Raw genomic sequence first — 17,514 nt, 5'->3', positions numbered from 1 at the left:
CAAGCAGCGCCTGCGGATTACTTCCGGGCCGCAGGTGTCAGCTCGTTCAACACCTTGCCGTCCGCATCCAGGAACTTGAGGCTGGATGCGCCGTCCGCCGCCACGCCCATGACGATGCGGGGATGTCCCTGTGCATCGCGCAGCGAAACCTTGGCTATCCCATCGTCGCTGCGCGTGACCGAAATACGCGTGGCGCCGTAGTAACCCTCTTTCTGGCGCTGCTGCATCAAGGCGTCGCGCTGCGCTTCCGGCATCGCCTTGAGCTTGTCGGCGTCGATGAAATCCTGCTCGATGGGCCGATCGGCGCGATCGCTCACGATGAGACCGGCGAGATGGCCACTGCTGTCGTGGGCACCAACCAACTGCACCAGCTGATCCTGCTCGTACTTGTCAAAGGTGAGGCTGCCGCCGCTATCGACGATCTTGCCGTCCTTGTCCTTGTGACCGCTGAAGATGAGGCCACCGTTCTCGGTGCCTTCGTCGTTGTAGAACAGCATGCCGGCGGCGCCGCGCGGATGCGGGTATTCCTTGCCCTTGAAGATCGCGCCCGGGAAGTTGGCCTTGTCAGAGATCACCATGCGCAGCGTGCCGTCAGGCTCCACCAGGTTGATCCGCTGCACGTCGAGTTCATCGATCTGCATTTTCTTGGGCTTCACCACGAAGCCGGAAAGCAGCGCCGCCACGACCGCCGTCGTCAACACGCCCGCATAGACCACCAGAAAACGCTGTCCCCACTGTCCTTCCATACCGTCTCTCCCTCGCTGAGCCGGATCGATTGGAGCATGCACCCGGCGGCGTGAAACGTGCCGGCCGTCATGCCGAAGGGCAAAAAAAACCCCCGCCTGGGCGGGGGCTTTTGTCGGGAGCCGGGCAGGCTCAGGCCGACTTCTTCTTCGGAGCAGCCTTCTTGGCAGCGGCCGGCTTGGTCACGGTCGCCTTGGCACCGGCCACGGCCGGCTGCAGCGAATGCGCGCGGGTGTTGCCGTAGCTGCCACGGTAGGTCTTGCCACGACGGGTCTTGCGGTCGCCCTTGCCCATGAGGGAACTCCTTGATTCGTGAGGGTGAACGGCCGACCATCGTATCAGCGGCCGTCCAAAGCGCAATAGTCAGCGGCGGCCCTGTCCGCCGCAGTCGCGGGCGTGGTCGGGGCACTGCTCGGTATCCACCTGCACGGTCGCGTGTTGCACGCCGAAACGCTCGGCCAGCACCCGGTTGATGGCGGTGATCGCCAGCGCGCTGCGATGGCCTTCATGCAGTTCAGCATGCAACGTCGCCATGCGCGAACCTGACGCCAGCTGCCATACGTGCACGTGATGGATGTCGCGAATCGACGGATCGGCCGCACGCAGCGCGTCGGCGACATCGCCCATGTTCAGGCCCTCCGGCACGCCTTCGAGCAGGATGTGCGAGGAACGCCGCAGCAGCCGCCACGCGCTGTTGAGTATCAGCAGCGAGACCAGCAGCGAAAGCACCGGGTCGGCCCAGTTCCACTCCAGCCAGCGCACCAGCAGCGCAGCCACCACGGCGGCGACCGAACCCAGCAGATCGCCCAGCACGTGCAGGGTCGCACCGGCGAGGTTCACGTCGTCATGTGCGTGGCCGTGCAGCGTGCGCAGCACGAGCAGATTGACGAACAGGCCGACGATCGCCACCACCAGCATCATGCCCGAAAGGATGTGCGCGGGATTGAACAGCCGCGTCACCGCCTCGTAGGCGATGAAGGCCACCAGCACGAACTGCGTGAGCGCGTTGACGAAACCCGCCAGCACTTCCAGTCGGCCGTAGCCATAGCTGCGCCGCGCATCCGCGGGACGCTTGGCGAACCAGGCCCCGGCAATGGCCAGCAGCAAGGCCAATGCATCGATCAGCATGTGGCCGGCATCGGCCACCAGGGCCAGCGAGCCCGACCAGAAACCGCCGACCATCTCCACCAGCATCATCAGCGTGGTGAGTGCGAAGGCGAAGATCAGCTTGCGTTCGCGTCCACTGATCCGGGCGTGGTCGTGGGCATGATCATGGTCGTGGCCATGCGCATGATCGTGGTGATCATGATCGTGATCATCGTGGGTATGCGCGTGGGACGTGCTCATGGGCAAATGCTAGGAACCGCGCGGCCCGTTACACAATCACCCGCTCCGCTCCCGCGGCGGGCGTCAATGGGCACAACTGGGCCCGTGCACGTGCACGGCGCGATGCGTGCGGAGGTTGACGAAATGCGCCGCCGCCACCAGCAGGCCACCGCAGGTCACCAGCACGCTATGCAGGGCGATGGAGTAGCCATCGGCAAAGGTGACGCCAACGATCAGCAGGGCCAGCCCCGGCATGGCCAGCATCAGCGGCCGCGGGCGACGGTGATGGCGGTAACTGCTCACCAGGCTGAACAGCGCCAACGCGCAGGCGAACATCACGAAGCCGCGCTCGAAACGGTGATCGGCCAGGAAACCCAGGCCCAGCAGCGGCAACAGCGCCAACACGAACGGCAGCGCCGCACAGTGGATGGCGCACAGGAACGAAGCCGTGGCGCCGATCCGGTCGGCCAGCGACCACCAACGGGTTTTGGGCTGTTGCTGGGCTTCCATCGGTCTGGACCGGGCGCATCGCGAGTCGGGCCAGTAAGCCCGGTAGCGACATGTTACATTATAACGTCGCAAAAGCAAGCCGGCCCGAAAGCGGGGCTCCGCGCCGCGATTCAGGCCTTGCGACAGTTCTTGCAGAGACCGTGCACTTCCAGGGTCTGCGCCTGCGGGCGGAAGCCGAAGGCCTTGGCCTGGGCCTCGATCAATTCGGCCACCCGTTCGTCGCACACTTCCTGGGCGCTGGAGCAGTTGTCGCAAATGAGGAAGGGCACCTGGTGCGCCTCGGCCGGGTGATGGCAGGACACGAACGCGTTGATCGATTCCAGCTTGTGGATGAAGCCGTGTTCGAGCAGGAAGTCGAGCGCGCGGTACACCGTGGGCGGCGCCGCGTTGCCATGCCGTTCGCGCAGCTGGTCGAGCAGGTCATACGCCTTTACCGGCTTGCCGGCGGCGGCTACCAGTTCCAGCACTTCCTTGCGCAACGGCGTGAGGCGCAGGCCGCGCTCCTCGCTCGCGTGCTCCACCGCACGCACGAAGCTTTGCGCATCGTCGTGGTGATGGTGGTGCGTATGCGATTTGCCGGAAACGATCTGGCTCAATGGATTCACCTCGACCACCATGATACACCCGCCCGCAAGTTCCTATTCAGGTTCGATGTTTGCGCGGCAAGGGCGGCGGCACGGCCGCGGGTTTGGGACGCGGTCGCAGCGACACCACGATCCACCCGAGCGGCCCCAGCACAGCCGCCCACACGATGCCTTCCAGCAGGCGTCCACGCCACCAGCCGATGAGCGCCCCCACCGCCACGAAGGCCACGTTCCACCAGAACAAGGCGGCCCAGGGCACCATGCCCATCAGGTTCATGAAGATGTGCAGGAACGCGTCGGGGCTGTCCGGATCCACGCCCTGCATCGCCTTGTCCAGCCATTGCTCCACGAAGCACCCATCGACTCGTTACGATGAATGGATAATGCGGCCACGGCGCGCAGCTTGCACCCGTGCCCATCACACGCCGGATCGAACCCATGCGTTGCCTGTTGATCGAGGACGACAACCAGACCGCCAGCCTGATTCGCGAAAGCCTGCAACAGGCCGGGCATGAGGCGGAGGTATGCCACGACGGCACGAGCGGCCTTGTCCGCGCCACGCACGAACTGTGGGATCTCATCGTGCTCGACCGCATGCTGCCTGGCGACCTCGATGGCCTGGACATCCTCGCGGCCATGCGCACCCGCGGCGATCGCACGCCCGTACTGGTGCTGAGCGCGCTGAGCAGCCTGGACGAACGCATCCGCGGCCTGCGCAGTGGCGGCGACGACTACCTCACCAAGCCCTTCGCCCTCGACGAACTGATGGCGCGCATCGAGGCGCTGGCGCGTCGCGCCGGCCAGCACAGCGAACTGGACCAGCTCAGCGTGGGCGACCTCACGCTGGAACCACGCACGCGCCGCGTGTTCCGTAGCGGCCGTCCGATCCTGTTGCAACCGCGCGAATACCAGCTGCTGGAATACCTGATGCGGCACCAGGGCGAAGTGGTGACGCGCAAGATGTTGCTCACGGCGGTATGGGGGTATCACTTCGATCCGGAAACCAACGTGATCGATGTGCAGATGAGTCGCCTGCGCAACAAGATCGACAAGGACGACGTCAATCCGCTGATCCGCACCGTGCGCGGCGTGGGCTTCACCATCGACACGACGACGGCCGATGGCGATCGCTAGCTTTCGCCACTCGGTGGTGTTCCGCATGGCGGCGGGCTATGGCCTCTTGCTGCTGTTTTCGGTCGCGGTGATTTCGGCCGTGTTCTACGTGGCCACGGCCGGCTTGCTGCGTCGGAACATCGACCAGCAACTGGGCAGCTCGTCACGCCACCTTGCGCAACTGGAAGAACAGGACGGCGTCGGCGCCCTCGCCCGCGAAATCGACAGCCTGCTCAACGACAACCAGGACAGTGACACGGAGATCTACCTGCTGCTCGATCGCCAGGGTCACAAGCTGGTCGGCAACCTCACCGACTGGCCTGCCGGCGCTTTTGCCGGCGACGGATTGCAACAGCTCGACGTGGTACGCCTCGGGCGCCACGCCGCCAGCCGCCTGCAGACACGCGTGCTGCCGGACGGCGCCGTGCTCGTGGTCGGGCGCGACATGGCCGACGTGCGCGAGCTGGAACACATGATCCTGGTGGCGCTGGGTCTGGGCGGCGTGCTCGCCCTCGTGCTCGCCGGCGGCGGCGCGGTGCTGTTCCGCTCCCAGTTGCAGCGACAGCTCAAGGCCATCCACCGCACCACCACGGAAATCGCGGGCGGCCAGCTCGACCGGCGCATCGCCATGGGCAGCTCGCGCGACGAGTTCGCCGTCATTGCCCATGACGTCAACGGTATGCTCGACGAGATCCAGCGGCTGATGGAAACCTCGCGCAATGTCTCCAACGCCATCGCGCACGATCTGCGTACGCCGCTGGGCCGCGTGCGTGGCGCGCTGGAACATTCCCTCCGCTCGCCCGAGCGCCAGCAGCGATTGCCGCAGGAGGCGCAACGCGCGATCGACGAGATCGACGGGCTCATCACCGTGCTCGACAAGCTGTTGCAGATCGCCGAGGCCGAATCCGGCGTACGTCGCCAGAGCTTCGAGTCGATCGCGCTGCGTCATCTGCTGGACGACATGATGGAGCTGTACCAGCCCGCGGCCGAGTCGCTGTCGATCCAGCTGAGCTGCCATGTCGAGGACGATCCCTGCGTGCTGGCCGATCGTCACTTGCTGGCAGGCGTGCTGGCCAACCTGCTCGACAACGCGTTCAAGTATGCAGGTCGTGGTGCACACATCACCGTGAGTGCCATGCAGGCAGCTGCGCGCGTACACGTATGCGTGCAGGACAATGGCCCTGGCATTCCTGACGCTGCGCTGTCGCGTGTCACCGAGCGCTTCTTCCGTACCGATGCCAGCCGGCATCAGCGCGGCAATGGGCTGGGACTCAGCATCGTGGCGGCGGTGGTCGAGCTGCATCGCGGCCGCCTCATCTTGTCCCACGCCAACCCCGGCCTGAAGGTCGACATCGACCTTCCCTCGGCAAGCCTTACCAAATCGTAACTGTCGCCCGGCATGCCTCGCGACTAAGGTGCGCCTGACCCTTTTCGCATGCCGGCCTGATCCCACCCCGTGAGGGCTGGCGTGCACCCCACTGCACAGGCCGGGCGCGCGCCCGGTCCATGGATGCGTGCGTTCCCGCATCCGGCCCGGCATAAGCGACACGATCATGAAGAACCATCAAGGACGACTGGTGGCCGTCGGTTGCCTGCTGGCAGCACTCGTGCTAGTGCTTGCCGGACGGCATGAACTGTCCACCAACGCGCATGCTTCCGCGCGTCCGCAACCCGCGGATACGCAAACCGTCACCATCAATCCACAACAGGCACGCCAGGTGCACGTCGCCGAGGTGACGCAGCGCGAGTTCTATCCGTCGGTCGAAGCCGTGGGTTATGTCGACTTCGATCAGGATCATCTCGCCCAGGTCAACTCGCCTTATGCCGGCCGCGTGCGCGAAGTCTTCGCCAAGGCGGGAGACAAGGTTGAACGCGGACAAGCGCTGTTCGCGCTGGACAGCCCCGACCTCGCCCAGGCCGAAGCCACCCTGGTAAGCGCCGCCGCCGCGCGTGCGCAGACGGGCGCGGCGCTCGAGCGCGCCAAGGGCATGGCGCAGGTGCAGGCCAATGCTCCTCGCGATCTGGAACAGGCCGTCGCGGACCAACAGAGCGCCGACGGAAACTATCAGGCGGCACGACGTGCGCTGCGCATCTTCGGCAAGAGCGATGCGGAGATTGACCGCATCGCCGCCACGCGACGCGTCGACGGCGAACTGCGCATTGACAGCCCGATGGCGGGCGTGGTGACGGCGCGCAACGTGGCACCGGGTGATCTGGTGCAGCCGGGCAATACGCCCGCCCCGTTCAGCGTGTCCGACGCCAACAGCCTGTGGCTGGTCGCCCATGTCGTCGACGCCGATGCCGCTCAGGTCCGGGTGGGTCAATCGATGACCGCGAACCTGCCCGCATGGCCGGACAGTCATATCGATACGCAGGTGGGCTATGTCGCCAGCAGCTCGGACCCGGTGACGCATCGCGTGATGCTGCGTGGCGTGCTGCACACGCCGCCGCCGGGATGGCGTCCGCAGATGCTGGCGAACTATCGCATCCGTACAGCGTCACCGACCCGCCACGATGCACTTCCGGTCGACGCCGTGGTGCGCGAAGGCACCGGCGCCATGGTGGTGTTCACCACCAACGACGGCCTGCGCTTCACGCGTCATCCGGTGCAGGTCGGCAGCCTGCAGGACGGGTTCTATCCGGTCATCGCCGGCCTTCCGCTGCATGAGCGCATCGCCACCGAAGGTGCGCTGTTCCTGAGCAACGCCTTGGCGCTGCAGTCGCAGTAAGCGCCCTTCATCCACCTGTCGACGTCAGGGATCGATCGTGTTCAAAGGCCTCGTCGCGTTCGCGCTGACCCGCCGTGCCATCGTGATGATGGCGCTGGGTGCTTTCATCATTGCCGGGCTGGTCGCCTATGCGAAGCTCAACATCGAGGCGTATCCGAATCCGGCGCCGGTGATCCTCGAGGTCACGGCGCAGGCGCCGGGCTTGTCCGCTGAAGAGATGGAGCGCAGCTATACGCGAGCGATGGAGGTGGGCCTGGCCACGACGCCGGGCGTCGAAAGCATTCGCTCCACGTCGTTCTATGGCTTGTCGTTCGTGCGCGTGACCTTCAAGTACGGCACCGACTACTACGCCGACTACACGCAGGCTGCGCTGGCCCTGCAGCAGAACGTCAGCCTGCCCCAGGGCGTGCAGCCTCAGATCCAGGCCTCCAGCCTGGTCGGCGAGATCTTCCGCTACCAGCTGGTCGGGCCGCCCTCCATGAGCCTCACCGAGCTGCGCACCTTGCAGGACTGGGTGGTTACGCGACGCCTGCTGTCGGTGTCGGGCGTCGCGCAGGTGGTGACCTGGGGCGGCACCACCAAGGAATACGAAGTGGAGGCGGATCTCGCCAAGCTGCAGGGCTACGGCATCACCCTGCCCCAGCTGGTGAGCGCCCTCGGCAACGCCAACAGCAACGTGGGCGGACGCACGATCAACATCGGCCAGCAGTCGGTGAACATCCGTGGCATCGGCCTGATCAAGAACGTCGACGACATCGGCAACACCGTGCTCACCCAGAGCAACGGCACGCCAATCCTGGTGAAAGACGTAGCCAGGGTGCATCTCGGTGCTGTACCCCGGCTCGGCCGTGCGGGACGCGACAACCAGGACGACGTGGTCACCGGCATCGTCGTGATGAACCGCACGCTGCAAACCAATGAAGTGGTGGCGCGCGTCAAGGATGAAGTGGCCAGGCTCAACAGCGACGGTACGTTGCCGCCGGGCGTGAAGCTGGCGCCGTTCTATGACCGCTCCACCCTGGTGGCGGTCACCACGCACACCGTGCTGCACAACCTCATCTTCGGCTGCCTGCTGGTGTTCCTCATCCAGTGGATTTTCCTGGGCGACCTGCGCAGCGCGATCATCGTGAGCGCGAACATTCCGGTGGCGCTCTTCTTCAGCATCATCATCCTGGTGCTGATGGGGGACTCGGCCAACCTGCTGTCGGTGGGCGCGGTGGATTTCGGCATCATCGTCGACTCGGCGGTGATCCTCATCGAGAACATCTTCCGCAATTTCCAGAAGACCCACGAGGAGCGCCAGGAATTGCTGCACGAGACCGTGCAGAGCGATCTCGGCGCCTATATGCGTGGCGGGGCGACCCATGGCTGGACCGATCGCCTGCGCCTGTTGTTCATCAGCGCGATGCAGGTCGATCGCGCGGTGCTGTTCTCCTCGGCCATCACGGTGGCGGCGTTCATTCCACTGTTCACCATGCAGGGCGTGGAGGGCCAGATCTTCAACCCGATGGCGCGCACCTACGCGTATGCCCTGTCGGGTGCGTTGATCGCGACCTTCACCATTTCCCCCGTGCTGGCTTCACTGCTGCTGCCCAGGCATGTGAAGGAAACCGAGACGGCCTTCGTGCGCGCCATCCGTCGCGTCTATACGCCGGTGTTGCGCTGGGCGCTGGCTCGTCGCCGCACCACGGTGGGCCTGGGCGTGGGCTTCCTGCTGCTGGCCACGCTGCTGCTGACCCGTGTGGGCACCGAGTTCCTGCCTGCGCTGGAAGAAGGCAACCTATGGATCCGCGCGTCGATGCCGCCCACGATTTCGCTGGAGGCGGGTGAGGACAAGGTAAGCACGCTGCGTCGCATCCTGCTCAAGCATCCGGAGGTGGTCACGGCGGTATCGCAGCATGGTCGCCCGGATGACGGCAGCGACGCCTCGGGCTTCTACAACGTGGAGCTGTTCGTACCGCTGAAGCCGCAGGACGAATGGCCCAGCGGGCATACGAAGGAGAAGCTGGTCGCCGAGCTGCAGAGGGAATTCGAGAACGCCTTGCCCGGCGTCGAGTTCAACTTCTCCCAATACATCCAGGACAACATCGAGGAAGGCCTGTCCGGCGTGAAAGGTGCCAACTCGGTGAAGATCGTCGGTCCCGAACTGCCCGAGCTCGAACGTCTCGCCGACGAGGTGATGCACGAGATGCAGAAGGTGCGCGGCGTGCAGGACCTTGGCGTATTCCACGTGCTCGGCCAGCCCAATCTCAACATCACCATCGACCGGTCCAAGGCGGCGCGCTATGGCCTCAACACCGGCGACATCAACACCGTGGTCCAGGCGGCAGCCGGCGGCACCTCGGCCACGACGGTGCTGGAAGGCGATCGCCAGTTCGATCTGGTGGTGCGATTGGCGCCGCAATACCGGCGCAGCATCGAAGACATCGGGAACATCCAGGTGGGCTACAACCTGCCCAACGGTGGCAATGGCTACGTGCCCTTGCGCGACGTCGCCAGCATCACGCTGGATACCGGGGCGTCCTACATCTATCACGAGCGCAACGAGCGCTTCGTGCCGGTGAAGTTCAGCGTGCGCGGGCGCGACCTGGGCAGCACCGTCGAGGAGGCGCAGCGGCGCATCGCCCAGCACGTCGCCCTTCCACCCGGTTACCACCTCGCGTGGGCGGGCGAGTTCAACGACCTCCAGCAGGCGAAGCAGCGCCTGGCGATCGTGTTGCCGATCGCGGTCGGGTTGATCCTCGCGTTGCTGTTCGCGCTGTTCAATTCCCTGCGCGACAGCCTGCTCACGTTGGCCGCGATTCCGTTCTCCATCGGTGGCGGCATCATCGCGCTCTACCTGTCGGGGCTGGACTTCAGCATTTCCGCGGCGATCGGCTTCGTGTCGCTGTTCGGCGTATCGGTGATGAACGGCATCCTCGTCATCACCTACTTCAACCACCTGATATTTACCGGCCACACGCCACTCGATGCCATGGCGCAGGCCGCCGAGCAGCGCATGCGCCCCATGCTGATGACAGCGCTTTCCGCGTGCATCGGCCTGCTGCCCGCCGCGCTTTCGCACGGCATCGGCAGCCAGGTGCAACGGCCACTGGCCACTGTCGTGGTGGGCGGCATGCTGATCGGTCCCGTGATGCTGCTGGTGGTGGCACCGGCGCTGCAGGTGCTGGTGGTGGAGTGGTCGCAGAGACGGCGAAAGCGTCGCATGGAGAGGAGCACGCCATGATGTTTTCCACCAGGATCTGGCGCCGAAGCCTGCTCGCCACGACTCTCGCAGTCTGTGCTGGCTGTGCGGTGGGACCGGATTATCGGCGCCCTTCCACACCTGGGCCCGCCCACTTCACGCGGGAAGCGCTGGTCGATATCGTCGGGAGCCCAAGCGTTGCTTCGCAGCAGGGGGCCAGCAGCGAGGCGATCAGCGAGACGTGGTGGCAGGTATTCGGCTCCGAAGCGCTCAACGTGAAGGTACAGCGCGCCCTGGCACACAATCCGGATCTCGATGCCGCCATGGCGGCACTGCGCCAGGCACAGGAGAACGTGGCTGCGCAGCGAGCCACGTTCTTTCCCGGCGTCCAACTCAGCTACGCGCCCTCGCGCCAGCGCGATGCGGTGGGCACGCTCTCACCCACGCTGACCTCGGGATCGACCTACTACACGCTGCATACGTCACAGCTCAACATCAGCTACGACCCCGATGTGTTCGGGCTCAACCGGCGCACGGTGGAGTCCTTGCAGGCCCAGGCCGACAACCAGCGCTATCAGTTGGAAGCCGCGCGATTGACACTTGCGGCGAACGTGGTCAATGCCGCGATCCAGGAGGCCTCGCTGCGTGCGCAGATCGATGCGACCACCACTGTGATAGATGCCCAGACCCGCGCGCTGGCCATCCTGCACAACCAGGCCCGGCTGGGTTACGCCTCCGCGCTCGACGTGGCTGCGCAAGAGAGTGCCCTTGCACAGGCCCGCCAGGCGCTTCCCGGCCTGCAGAAGCAGCTGCAGCAGAACCGCGATCTGCTCGCCGTGCTATGCGGTGATACACCCGATCAGGCCGGTGCGCCGGAGTTCGAGCTGGGACACCTGACGTTACCGGTAGTGCTTCCGCGAGCCGTACCCTCGCAACTGGTGACGCAACGTCCCGATGTACGCGCTGCCGAGGAGAGCGTGCACGACGCGAGTGCGCAGGTGGGTGTCGCCCTCGCCAATCGACTGCCGCAGTTCACCCTGTCCGCCGCCTACGGTGGCAGCGCCACGTCGTTCACACGCATGTTCACCGACGACAACATCTTCTGGACGCTGGCCGGCAGCATCAGCCAGACCGTGTTCGATGTCGGCGCGCTGAAGCACAAGCAGCGCGCTGCCGAGGCGGCGCTGCAGCAATCGGCAGCGCAATATCGCGGCGTGGTGCTCGGCGCATTCCAGAATGTGGCCGATGCCTTGTATGCCATCGACAGCGATGCACGCGCACTTGCTGCCGCCGACGACGCCGAGAAGGCGGCGCAACGCACGCTTGCTCTCACGCAGAAGCAGCAGCAGCTGGGTTACGTCAACTCGCTGGCATTGATCAACGCGCAGCAGGCGTATGAGCAGGCGCGTATTTCGCGGGTGCAGGCACAAGCAGCGCGGCTCAGTGATACGGCGGCGTTGATTCAGGCGTTGGGGGGTGGGTGGCAGGGTTCTTCAGGATCGAAGAAGTCTGGGTGATCGCTTTCGGGCAATCCTCCATGGGTGTTCTCCTCGATATCGCGATCGGGCTCGCCTGCCGCGGGCGTCCGGACCGCTGCCGCAACCCGGGTCACTTTTCTTTGCGTGCTCAAAGAAAAGTAACCGAAAGAGCACCCCGCGTGGCGCTGGCCGGGCTGCGCCCGACCAGTCCGTGAGGGGCGGCCGGGCTTTTCGATCGGGCTCCTGCCCGGGCGCAAAGTGCCCGACGTCCTGTCGCCCCCCCTGCGGGGCCTGATCGTCCACCCCTCACCGGCACACAGGGGACCTGTGACGGCCCGTGCCGCTGCGCGGCACGTCGCGAGATGCGAGAAGGAGGCCATCTCTTCGTTGTAGGAGCGCACCCAGTGCGCGACCGCAGAGGTCATGCCCCGCGCCGCGGTCGCGCACTGGGTGCGCTCCTACAAGGAAGCAATCCGCCTTCTGCTTTGGCTCTTGATCTCCCTCCCCTAGGCCGCGGCGGGCGGGTGGAGGATTAGCCCGAAGGGTGGCCGGCAGGACGCCGGCCAGTTTGTCGTCAGGGCAGGAGGCCTGTCGACAAACCCCGTAACCCGCCCGCGAACCTTCCGGGCGTCAGCCCGGAAGGCGCGGCATCGGGGTGGCCTTTCTCTTGGCATTGCCACCTTTACGGTGGTTACTTCTCTTGACTCCGGGCATCCTGCCCTTCGCCCTTCCTCGCTCCTCAAAGCCGGCGCCATCCATGGCGCCTCTCCGCGTACGGGCCGGCTTCGCCGTTCGCACGCGCTCCTGCGCGTGCGTGGCCACGCAAAGAGAAGTGACCCGCTGCCCGGCAGGGCAGCGGAAGCCCGCCGTCCCACGGGGACTTCCTTCGGTCGCAGGCGAGCCAGGTCGCGACAACGCCGGAAAGACCGAAAATCACTGGATGACTCGACACGCCCGCCCCTTCGGGACCGCCCTACGCGCGTTCTGAGCACTGCACGCTTGTCCAGCCTTCACCGGGATGACGAGCAATGACGACCGGGGCGAAAGGCGATCGCGCACAGGGTGCGCTCCTACAGGGGAAACGAGGTCGCTATTGGCTCTGGTTCCCGACTCAGGTGAGGCCGTTCGCGATGCGCGGAACATATACGAATGCGCCCACGCGTCGAACGACACCTGGACGAGGTTGTACGCATGCGCCATTACAGGCGCATGCACACAACCGCTCAATCAACCCTTCGCCAGGGCGATCGCGTCATCGATGCGCTTGAGCGCCACCTCGCGCCCCGCCAGATAGATCGTATGATCGATCGACGGCGACACCTGCGTGCCCGTCATCGCCACGCGCAGCGGCTGGGCGATCTTGCCCATGCCCAATTCCAGCTTCGCTGCCACCTGCTCGATCACGCCGTGGATCGGCTCGGGCTTCCACTCCACGTCCGCCAGCAGACCCTTGGCTGCTTCCAGCACGGCAACGGCGCTGTCGTTCTTCAGGTGCTTGGCCACCGCCTTCTCGTCCCACTCGACGATCGGGCCGTACCAGATCTTCGCGCGCTCGGCCATTTCCTTCAGCGTCTGCACGCGATCGCGCAACGCGACGATCACGTCGGCCGGCTTCGGCCACGTGCTGAAATCGATGCCGGCCTGCGTCAGATGCCACTCGAATTCCGGCGCGATGGCGCCCGGCTCTTCGGTCTTCAGGTAATACTGGTTGAGCCATGACAACTTGGTGACGTCGAAACGCGAGGCGGCCTTATTGACGTCGCTGATGTCGAACAGGCGGACCATCTCCTCTTCGGAGAAGATTTCCTGATCACCATGCGACCAGCCCAGGCGCATGAGGTAGTTGAGCAGCGCGTGCGGCAGGAAGCCGTCGTCGCGGTACTGCATCACGCTCACCGCGCCGTGGCGCTTGCTGAGCTTCTGGCCGTCGGGGCCGAGGATCATCGGCAGGTGGGCGAATTCCGGCACCGGCGCGTCGAGTGCCTTGTAGATGTTGATCTGGCGCGGCGTGTTGTTCACGTGGTCGTCGCCGCGGATCACCTCGGTGATGCCCATGTCGATGTCGTCGACCACCACGGCAAAGTTGTAGGTGGGCCAGCCGTCGGAGCGGAAGATCACCAGGTCATCGAGTTCGGCGTTGCTCCACTCCACGCGGCCCTTGACCTTGTCGTCGAACACCACCGAGCCTTCCAGCGGGTTCTTGAAGCGGATCACGCGGTTCAGATCGTCGCGATACGGCTCGTTGCGGTCGCGGTAATAGCCGTTGTAACGGGGCTTCTCGCCCTTGGCCATCGCCTCGTTGCGCATGGCCTCGATCTCGTCCTTGCTCTCGTAGGCGTAGTAGGCCTTGCCAGCCTTCAGCAGTTCATCGGCCACCTGCTTGTAGCGTTCCAGGCGTGCAGTCTGGTAGACCGGACCTTCGTCGTGATGAAGGCCCAGCCAGTTCATGCCATCCAGGATGGCCTGCACGGCTGCTTCGGTGGAGCGCTCGCGGTCGGTATCCTCGATGCGCAGCACGAACTGGCCGCCGCGGCGGCGCGCTTCCAGCCAACAGTACAGCGCCGTGCGGGCGCCGCCGATATGCAGGAAACCGGTGGGACTGGGGGCGAAGCGGGTGCGAACGGTCATGGGATCCAGCAGGGGACGCGAGAGAAGTGGACGATTTTAGCCGATACCGATGCAGGAACCGACGATTCCCCACCGCCGCCCTGCTCGGCCCGGCACTGGCGGGCCTGTTCGGCACGTCACCGGCCTGGGCCGACAACCCCGGCTACGACCGCCCGGGCCTCGGCTTTACCCCGGTCGTCCTCAGCGCAGGCGACATCACCCTCGAACAGGGCCTGCCCACCTGGACGCGGGACCAGGACAAGGGCTCGGTGCAATCGCAGTACACCACCGACAGCCTGTTGCGGCTGGGCATCGGTGGTCCGTTCGAAGCACAGCTGGGCACGTCACCCTTCAATGCCGAGCACGCCACAGGCCCCGGCGTCGACAGCTGGAGCCATGGCCGTGGCGATACCGTGCTCGCCCTGAAGTTCGCCCCGTGCAAGGCCGATGCAGCGCTGACCTGGGGCCTGCTCGGCAGCGTGGAACTCACGGACGGCTCGCCGGCCGTGCGCAACGACCACAAGACCACGCTGCTCGGCGCCGATGTGAACTGGCAGCTCAGCGAATACGACGGTGTCGGCGGTTATCTGGAACGCACCCGCAACGATCATGACTACCGCACCACCACGGCGCTCAACGAGAGTCATCTGCTCGGCAAGGCGGTGGTCGGCTACGTGGAACTCGCCGAGCTGCACGAGACCGGCGTGGGCAACGGTACCGAGGCGGGCGCGGGCGTCGCCTGGCTGGTGAACCGACGCGTGCAGCTCGATGGCGGCCTGCGGGGACGCATCGCCGGACACGCCCAGCAGTGGATGGTCAGCCTGGGCGTGTCGGTATTCCTGGGTCGCTAGCCCGCCATCGGGCCCGCGCCGATCTTCACTTCACCGTAATGGTGACCTGCCTGGAGACGATCGGCGGGTCGAACGGCACATGGTTCTCGTCCGCCAGCTCCAGCTGCAAGGTGTGCTTGCCCGGGGCGAGCTTCAGGCTGGTTTCGGTCTGTCCGTTGCCGAAATGCAGGTGATGTTCGTCCTTGGGAATCGGCTGGCCGGCAGCCGGCATGTCCTTCACGTCCACCAGCAGGTGATGGTGGCCGGTGCCTTCCTTCTTCACGCCCGCTGGCGCCACACCCATGCCCTTGAGGCCGAACTGCACCGTGACGTCGGTGCCGACGACGGCGCCGTCCTTCGGCGAGATGATGTAAAGCTCGGCACCCGAGGGAGCCTTCGTGACAGGCACCCCGGGCGCATCGGCGGCGAATACGCCCCCGGCGGCGACGGTAAGCGCGAGTGCGAGCAGCATGCGTTTCATCGACGTGTCTCCACGGTGACAAGTCTTCGGAGTGTAACCACGAAACAGTGTTGAGGGTGTTCATGACGATCGATGCATGACCTTCGTCATGCATGCGTCATACACACGCCATGCCGCCGCAACGCCCAGAGAGGAACCTGCACCGGGCCAGCCAACGGTAGACCACAATGCGCATCGGCATTGTCAGCGAGACCTATCCACCCGAAATCAACGGCGTGGCACTGACCGTGCACAGCCTCGCCGCCGGACTCGCGGCACAGGGGCACACGGTCGACCTCATTCGTCCCCGCCAGGAAAAATCGTTCCAGGACGAACCCGGCATCGTCGCGCTGGAGGTGCCCGGTGCATCGCTGCCGCGCTACCCGGGACTGCGCTTCGGCTGGCCGGCGGGTGGCGCGTTGCGTGAACGCTGGACACGGTTGCGCCCCGACGCGATCTACGTCGCCACCGAAGGCCCGCTGGGCTGGTCGGCCATCCGCACCGCCAAGCGACTGGGCATACCGGCGGCCACAGGCTTCCACACCCGTTTCGACGCTTACGCCGATCACTACGGCGTAGGTTTCCTCACGCCGGTCGTACGTGGCTACCTGCGCCGCTTCCATCGTCGTGCCGCCGCCACGCTGGTGCCCACCGATGCGCTGGCCAATGAACTTGCTGCGCTGGGCGTCGATACGGCGCGCCTGCTGCGTCGTGCGGTGGATACCCAGTTGTTTCATCCGCGCCATCGCAGCGCGGAGCTGCGCGAGACCTGGGGCGTCGACGGCAATACGCCGGTGGTGCTCTATGTCGGACGCATCGCGCCCGAGAAGAACCTCGATCTCGCGGTGCGCACGTTCCGCGCCATCCAGCAGCAGGTGTCCAAGGCCCGCTATGTATGGGTGGGCGATGGCCCGGCCCGCGCGGCGCTGCAGGCCGCCAATCCGGATTTCATCTTTGTCGGCATGCAGCGCGGCGAAGCGCTGGCGCGTCATTACGCGAGTGCGGATCTGTTCCCCTTCCCCAGCCTCAGCGAAACCTTCGGCAACGTGATCCTGGAAGCGCTGGCTGCGGGCCTGCCCGTGGTCGCCTACGAGGAAGGCGCCGCGCGCGAACACCTGCTGCATGGCCAGAACGGCTATCGCATCGACGCCGGTGACGAGAAAACCTTCATCGAGTCGGCCGTGACGCTTGCCGCCAACGCCAGCCTGATCCGCCACATGGGACGCGCGGCTCACGCCAGCATCGCCAATCTTTCGCCCGACGCCGTGATTCGCGAATTCGAAACCCTCTTGCGTGAACTGGCCCAGGAGAACGTGCATGAGCACCATGCCACCGCTGCACACGCCTGATCTTCCCGTCGGCCCTCGCCTGGCCATCGACCGCCGCATGTGCGTGGCCGCCAACCGCTGGGGTACGCGCCGCGCCGTCGGCGTCTTCTTCGGCATCATCAGCCGGCTCGGCGATGGTGTGTTCTGGTATTCGCTGATGGCGGTACTCGCCCTGATCGACGGGCGCCGCGGCCTGCTCGCCGCTACGCAGATGGCGGTGACCGGCCTCACTGCCTTGTTCCTGTATCGCCTGCTCAAGCGCTGGACGCGGCGGCCGCGTCCTTTTCGCGCCTGTCCTGGCGTGATCGCGCACGTGCCGCCACTCGATGAATTCAGTTTTCCCTCGGGACACACGCTGCAGGCGGTGAGCTTCACCGTCGTCGCGCTGGCCTGGTATCCGCTGCTGGCACCGCTGCTGCTCACCTTCACCACGCTGGTGGGCGCGTCGCGCGTGATCCTGGGCCTGCATTATCCGAGCGACGTGATGGCCGCGACGGCGATCGGTGGTGCACTGGGTGCATTGTCGCTGTGGTTGTTGCCGTTGCGAGCGTTGGTGGGATGAGGCCAGCGTGAATCGCGCACTGGGTGCGCTCCTACAAGGGCATCATGGTTCTTGTAGGA

General features: G+C 65.5%; 16 protein-coding genes. 8 read left to right on the top strand and 8 right to left on the bottom strand.

Annotated features, from left to right (window positions below):
* Positions 1-17 precede the first annotated feature (17 nt).
* From CA260_RS08115 to CA260_RS08090, 6 genes are all read right to left on the bottom strand, one after another.
* Entirely contained in the window at positions 18-746 is a 729-nt protein-coding gene (locus tag CA260_RS08115; RefSeq protein ID WP_111982236.1) for a hypothetical protein, read from the bottom strand.
* Between the two features lie 130 nt (positions 747-876).
* Positions 877-1,038, bottom strand: a complete 162-nt coding sequence (locus CA260_RS08110; protein WP_111982235.1) for a 30S ribosomal protein THX — start codon at positions 1,036-1,038, stop codon at positions 877-879.
* Between the two features lie 69 nt (positions 1,039-1,107).
* Complete coding sequence (locus CA260_RS08105; protein ID WP_111982234.1) at positions 1,108-2,091, bottom strand: cation diffusion facilitator family transporter; 984 nt, start codon at positions 2,089-2,091, stop codon at positions 1,108-1,110.
* Between the two features lie 63 nt (positions 2,092-2,154).
* The gene (locus tag CA260_RS08100; RefSeq protein WP_111982233.1) at positions 2,155-2,580 is read right to left on the bottom strand and encodes a MerC domain-containing protein; all 426 of its coding nucleotides are present in this window, start codon (positions 2,578-2,580) and stop codon (positions 2,155-2,157) included.
* 110 nt (positions 2,581-2,690) lie between these two features.
* A complete protein-coding gene (locus CA260_RS08095; RefSeq protein WP_111982232.1) occupies positions 2,691-3,197 on the bottom strand; it encodes a transcriptional repressor in 507 nt (168 codons plus the stop codon).
* Between the two features lie 25 nt (positions 3,198-3,222).
* Positions 3,223-3,489, bottom strand: a complete 267-nt coding sequence (locus CA260_RS08090; protein ID WP_425479729.1) for a hypothetical protein — start codon at positions 3,487-3,489, stop codon at positions 3,223-3,225.
* Positions 3,490-3,602: 113 nt separating this feature from the next.
* Here CA260_RS08090 and CA260_RS08085 point away from each other — a divergent pair, with 113 nt between their 5' ends.
* The 5 genes from CA260_RS08085 to CA260_RS08065 all read left to right on the top strand — a co-directional run bounded on the left by CA260_RS08085 (position 3,603) and on the right by CA260_RS08065 (position 11,707).
* Positions 3,603-4,298, top strand: coding sequence for a response regulator transcription factor (locus CA260_RS08085; protein WP_111982230.1), 696 nt, complete (start codon positions 3,603-3,605; stop codon positions 4,296-4,298).
* Positions 4,285-5,664: a sensor histidine kinase gene (locus CA260_RS08080; RefSeq protein ID WP_111982229.1), complete on the top strand. Its 1,380-nt coding sequence runs from the start codon at positions 4,285-4,287 to the stop codon at positions 5,662-5,664. Before CA260_RS08085 ends, CA260_RS08080 begins: the two co-directional genes overlap by 14 nt.
* Before the next feature lie 166 nt (positions 5,665-5,830).
* The gene (locus CA260_RS08075) at positions 5,831-7,006 is read left to right on the top strand and encodes an efflux RND transporter periplasmic adaptor subunit (RefSeq protein ID WP_111982228.1); all 1,176 of its coding nucleotides are present in this window, start codon (positions 5,831-5,833) and stop codon (positions 7,004-7,006) included.
* Between the two features lie 37 nt (positions 7,007-7,043).
* Positions 7,044-10,232, top strand: a complete 3,189-nt coding sequence (locus CA260_RS08070) for an efflux RND transporter permease subunit (RefSeq protein WP_111982227.1) — start codon at positions 7,044-7,046, stop codon at positions 10,230-10,232.
* Positions 10,229-11,707 (top strand): efflux transporter outer membrane subunit, encoded by a 1,479-nt coding sequence (locus CA260_RS08065; RefSeq protein WP_111982226.1) that lies wholly within the window; start codon positions 10,229-10,231, stop codon positions 11,705-11,707. Before CA260_RS08070 ends, CA260_RS08065 begins: the two co-directional genes overlap by 4 nt.
* Before the next feature lie 1,188 nt (positions 11,708-12,895).
* Here CA260_RS08065 and gltX read toward each other — a convergent pair.
* Positions 12,896-14,296 (bottom strand): glutamate--tRNA ligase, encoded by a 1,401-nt coding sequence (gene gltX / locus CA260_RS08060; protein ID WP_111982225.1) that lies wholly within the window; start codon positions 14,294-14,296, stop codon positions 12,896-12,898.
* A 26-nt stretch (positions 14,297-14,322) separates the two neighbouring features.
* Between gltX and CA260_RS08055 the strand changes: the two genes are divergently transcribed.
* On the top strand, positions 14,323-15,126 hold the full coding sequence (locus CA260_RS08055; protein ID WP_111982224.1) for a transporter: 804 nt from the start codon (positions 14,323-14,325) through the stop codon (positions 15,124-15,126).
* Positions 15,127-15,151: 25 nt separating this feature from the next.
* On the opposite strand, the gene CA260_RS08050 is transcribed toward CA260_RS08055, so the two are convergent.
* Positions 15,152-15,586 carry a DUF4399 domain-containing protein gene (locus tag CA260_RS08050; RefSeq protein WP_111982223.1) on the bottom strand — a complete coding sequence of 145 codons (435 nt, stop codon included), beginning with the start codon at positions 15,584-15,586 and terminating at the stop codon, positions 15,152-15,154.
* Between the two features lie 167 nt (positions 15,587-15,753).
* On the opposite strand from CA260_RS08050, the gene CA260_RS08045 reads away from it, so the two are divergent.
* The gene (locus CA260_RS08045; RefSeq protein ID WP_111982222.1) at positions 15,754-16,914 is read left to right on the top strand and encodes a glycosyltransferase family 4 protein; all 1,161 of its coding nucleotides are present in this window, start codon (positions 15,754-15,756) and stop codon (positions 16,912-16,914) included.
* On the top strand, positions 16,883-17,455 hold the full coding sequence (locus tag CA260_RS08040) for a phosphatase PAP2 family protein (RefSeq protein WP_111982221.1): 573 nt from the start codon (positions 16,883-16,885) through the stop codon (positions 17,453-17,455). The genes CA260_RS08045 and CA260_RS08040 overlap by 32 nt, the downstream gene beginning before the upstream one ends.
* The last annotated feature ends 59 nt before the right edge of the window (positions 17,456-17,514 follow it).

The sequence above is a fragment of the Dyella jiangningensis genome, from assembly GCF_003264855.1.
Taxonomy (GTDB): Bacteria; Pseudomonadota; Gammaproteobacteria; order Xanthomonadales; family Rhodanobacteraceae; genus Dyella; species Dyella jiangningensis_C.
The sequence above is the reverse complement of the archived record's forward strand: the minus strand, read 5'-3'. Positions and strand labels throughout refer to the sequence as shown.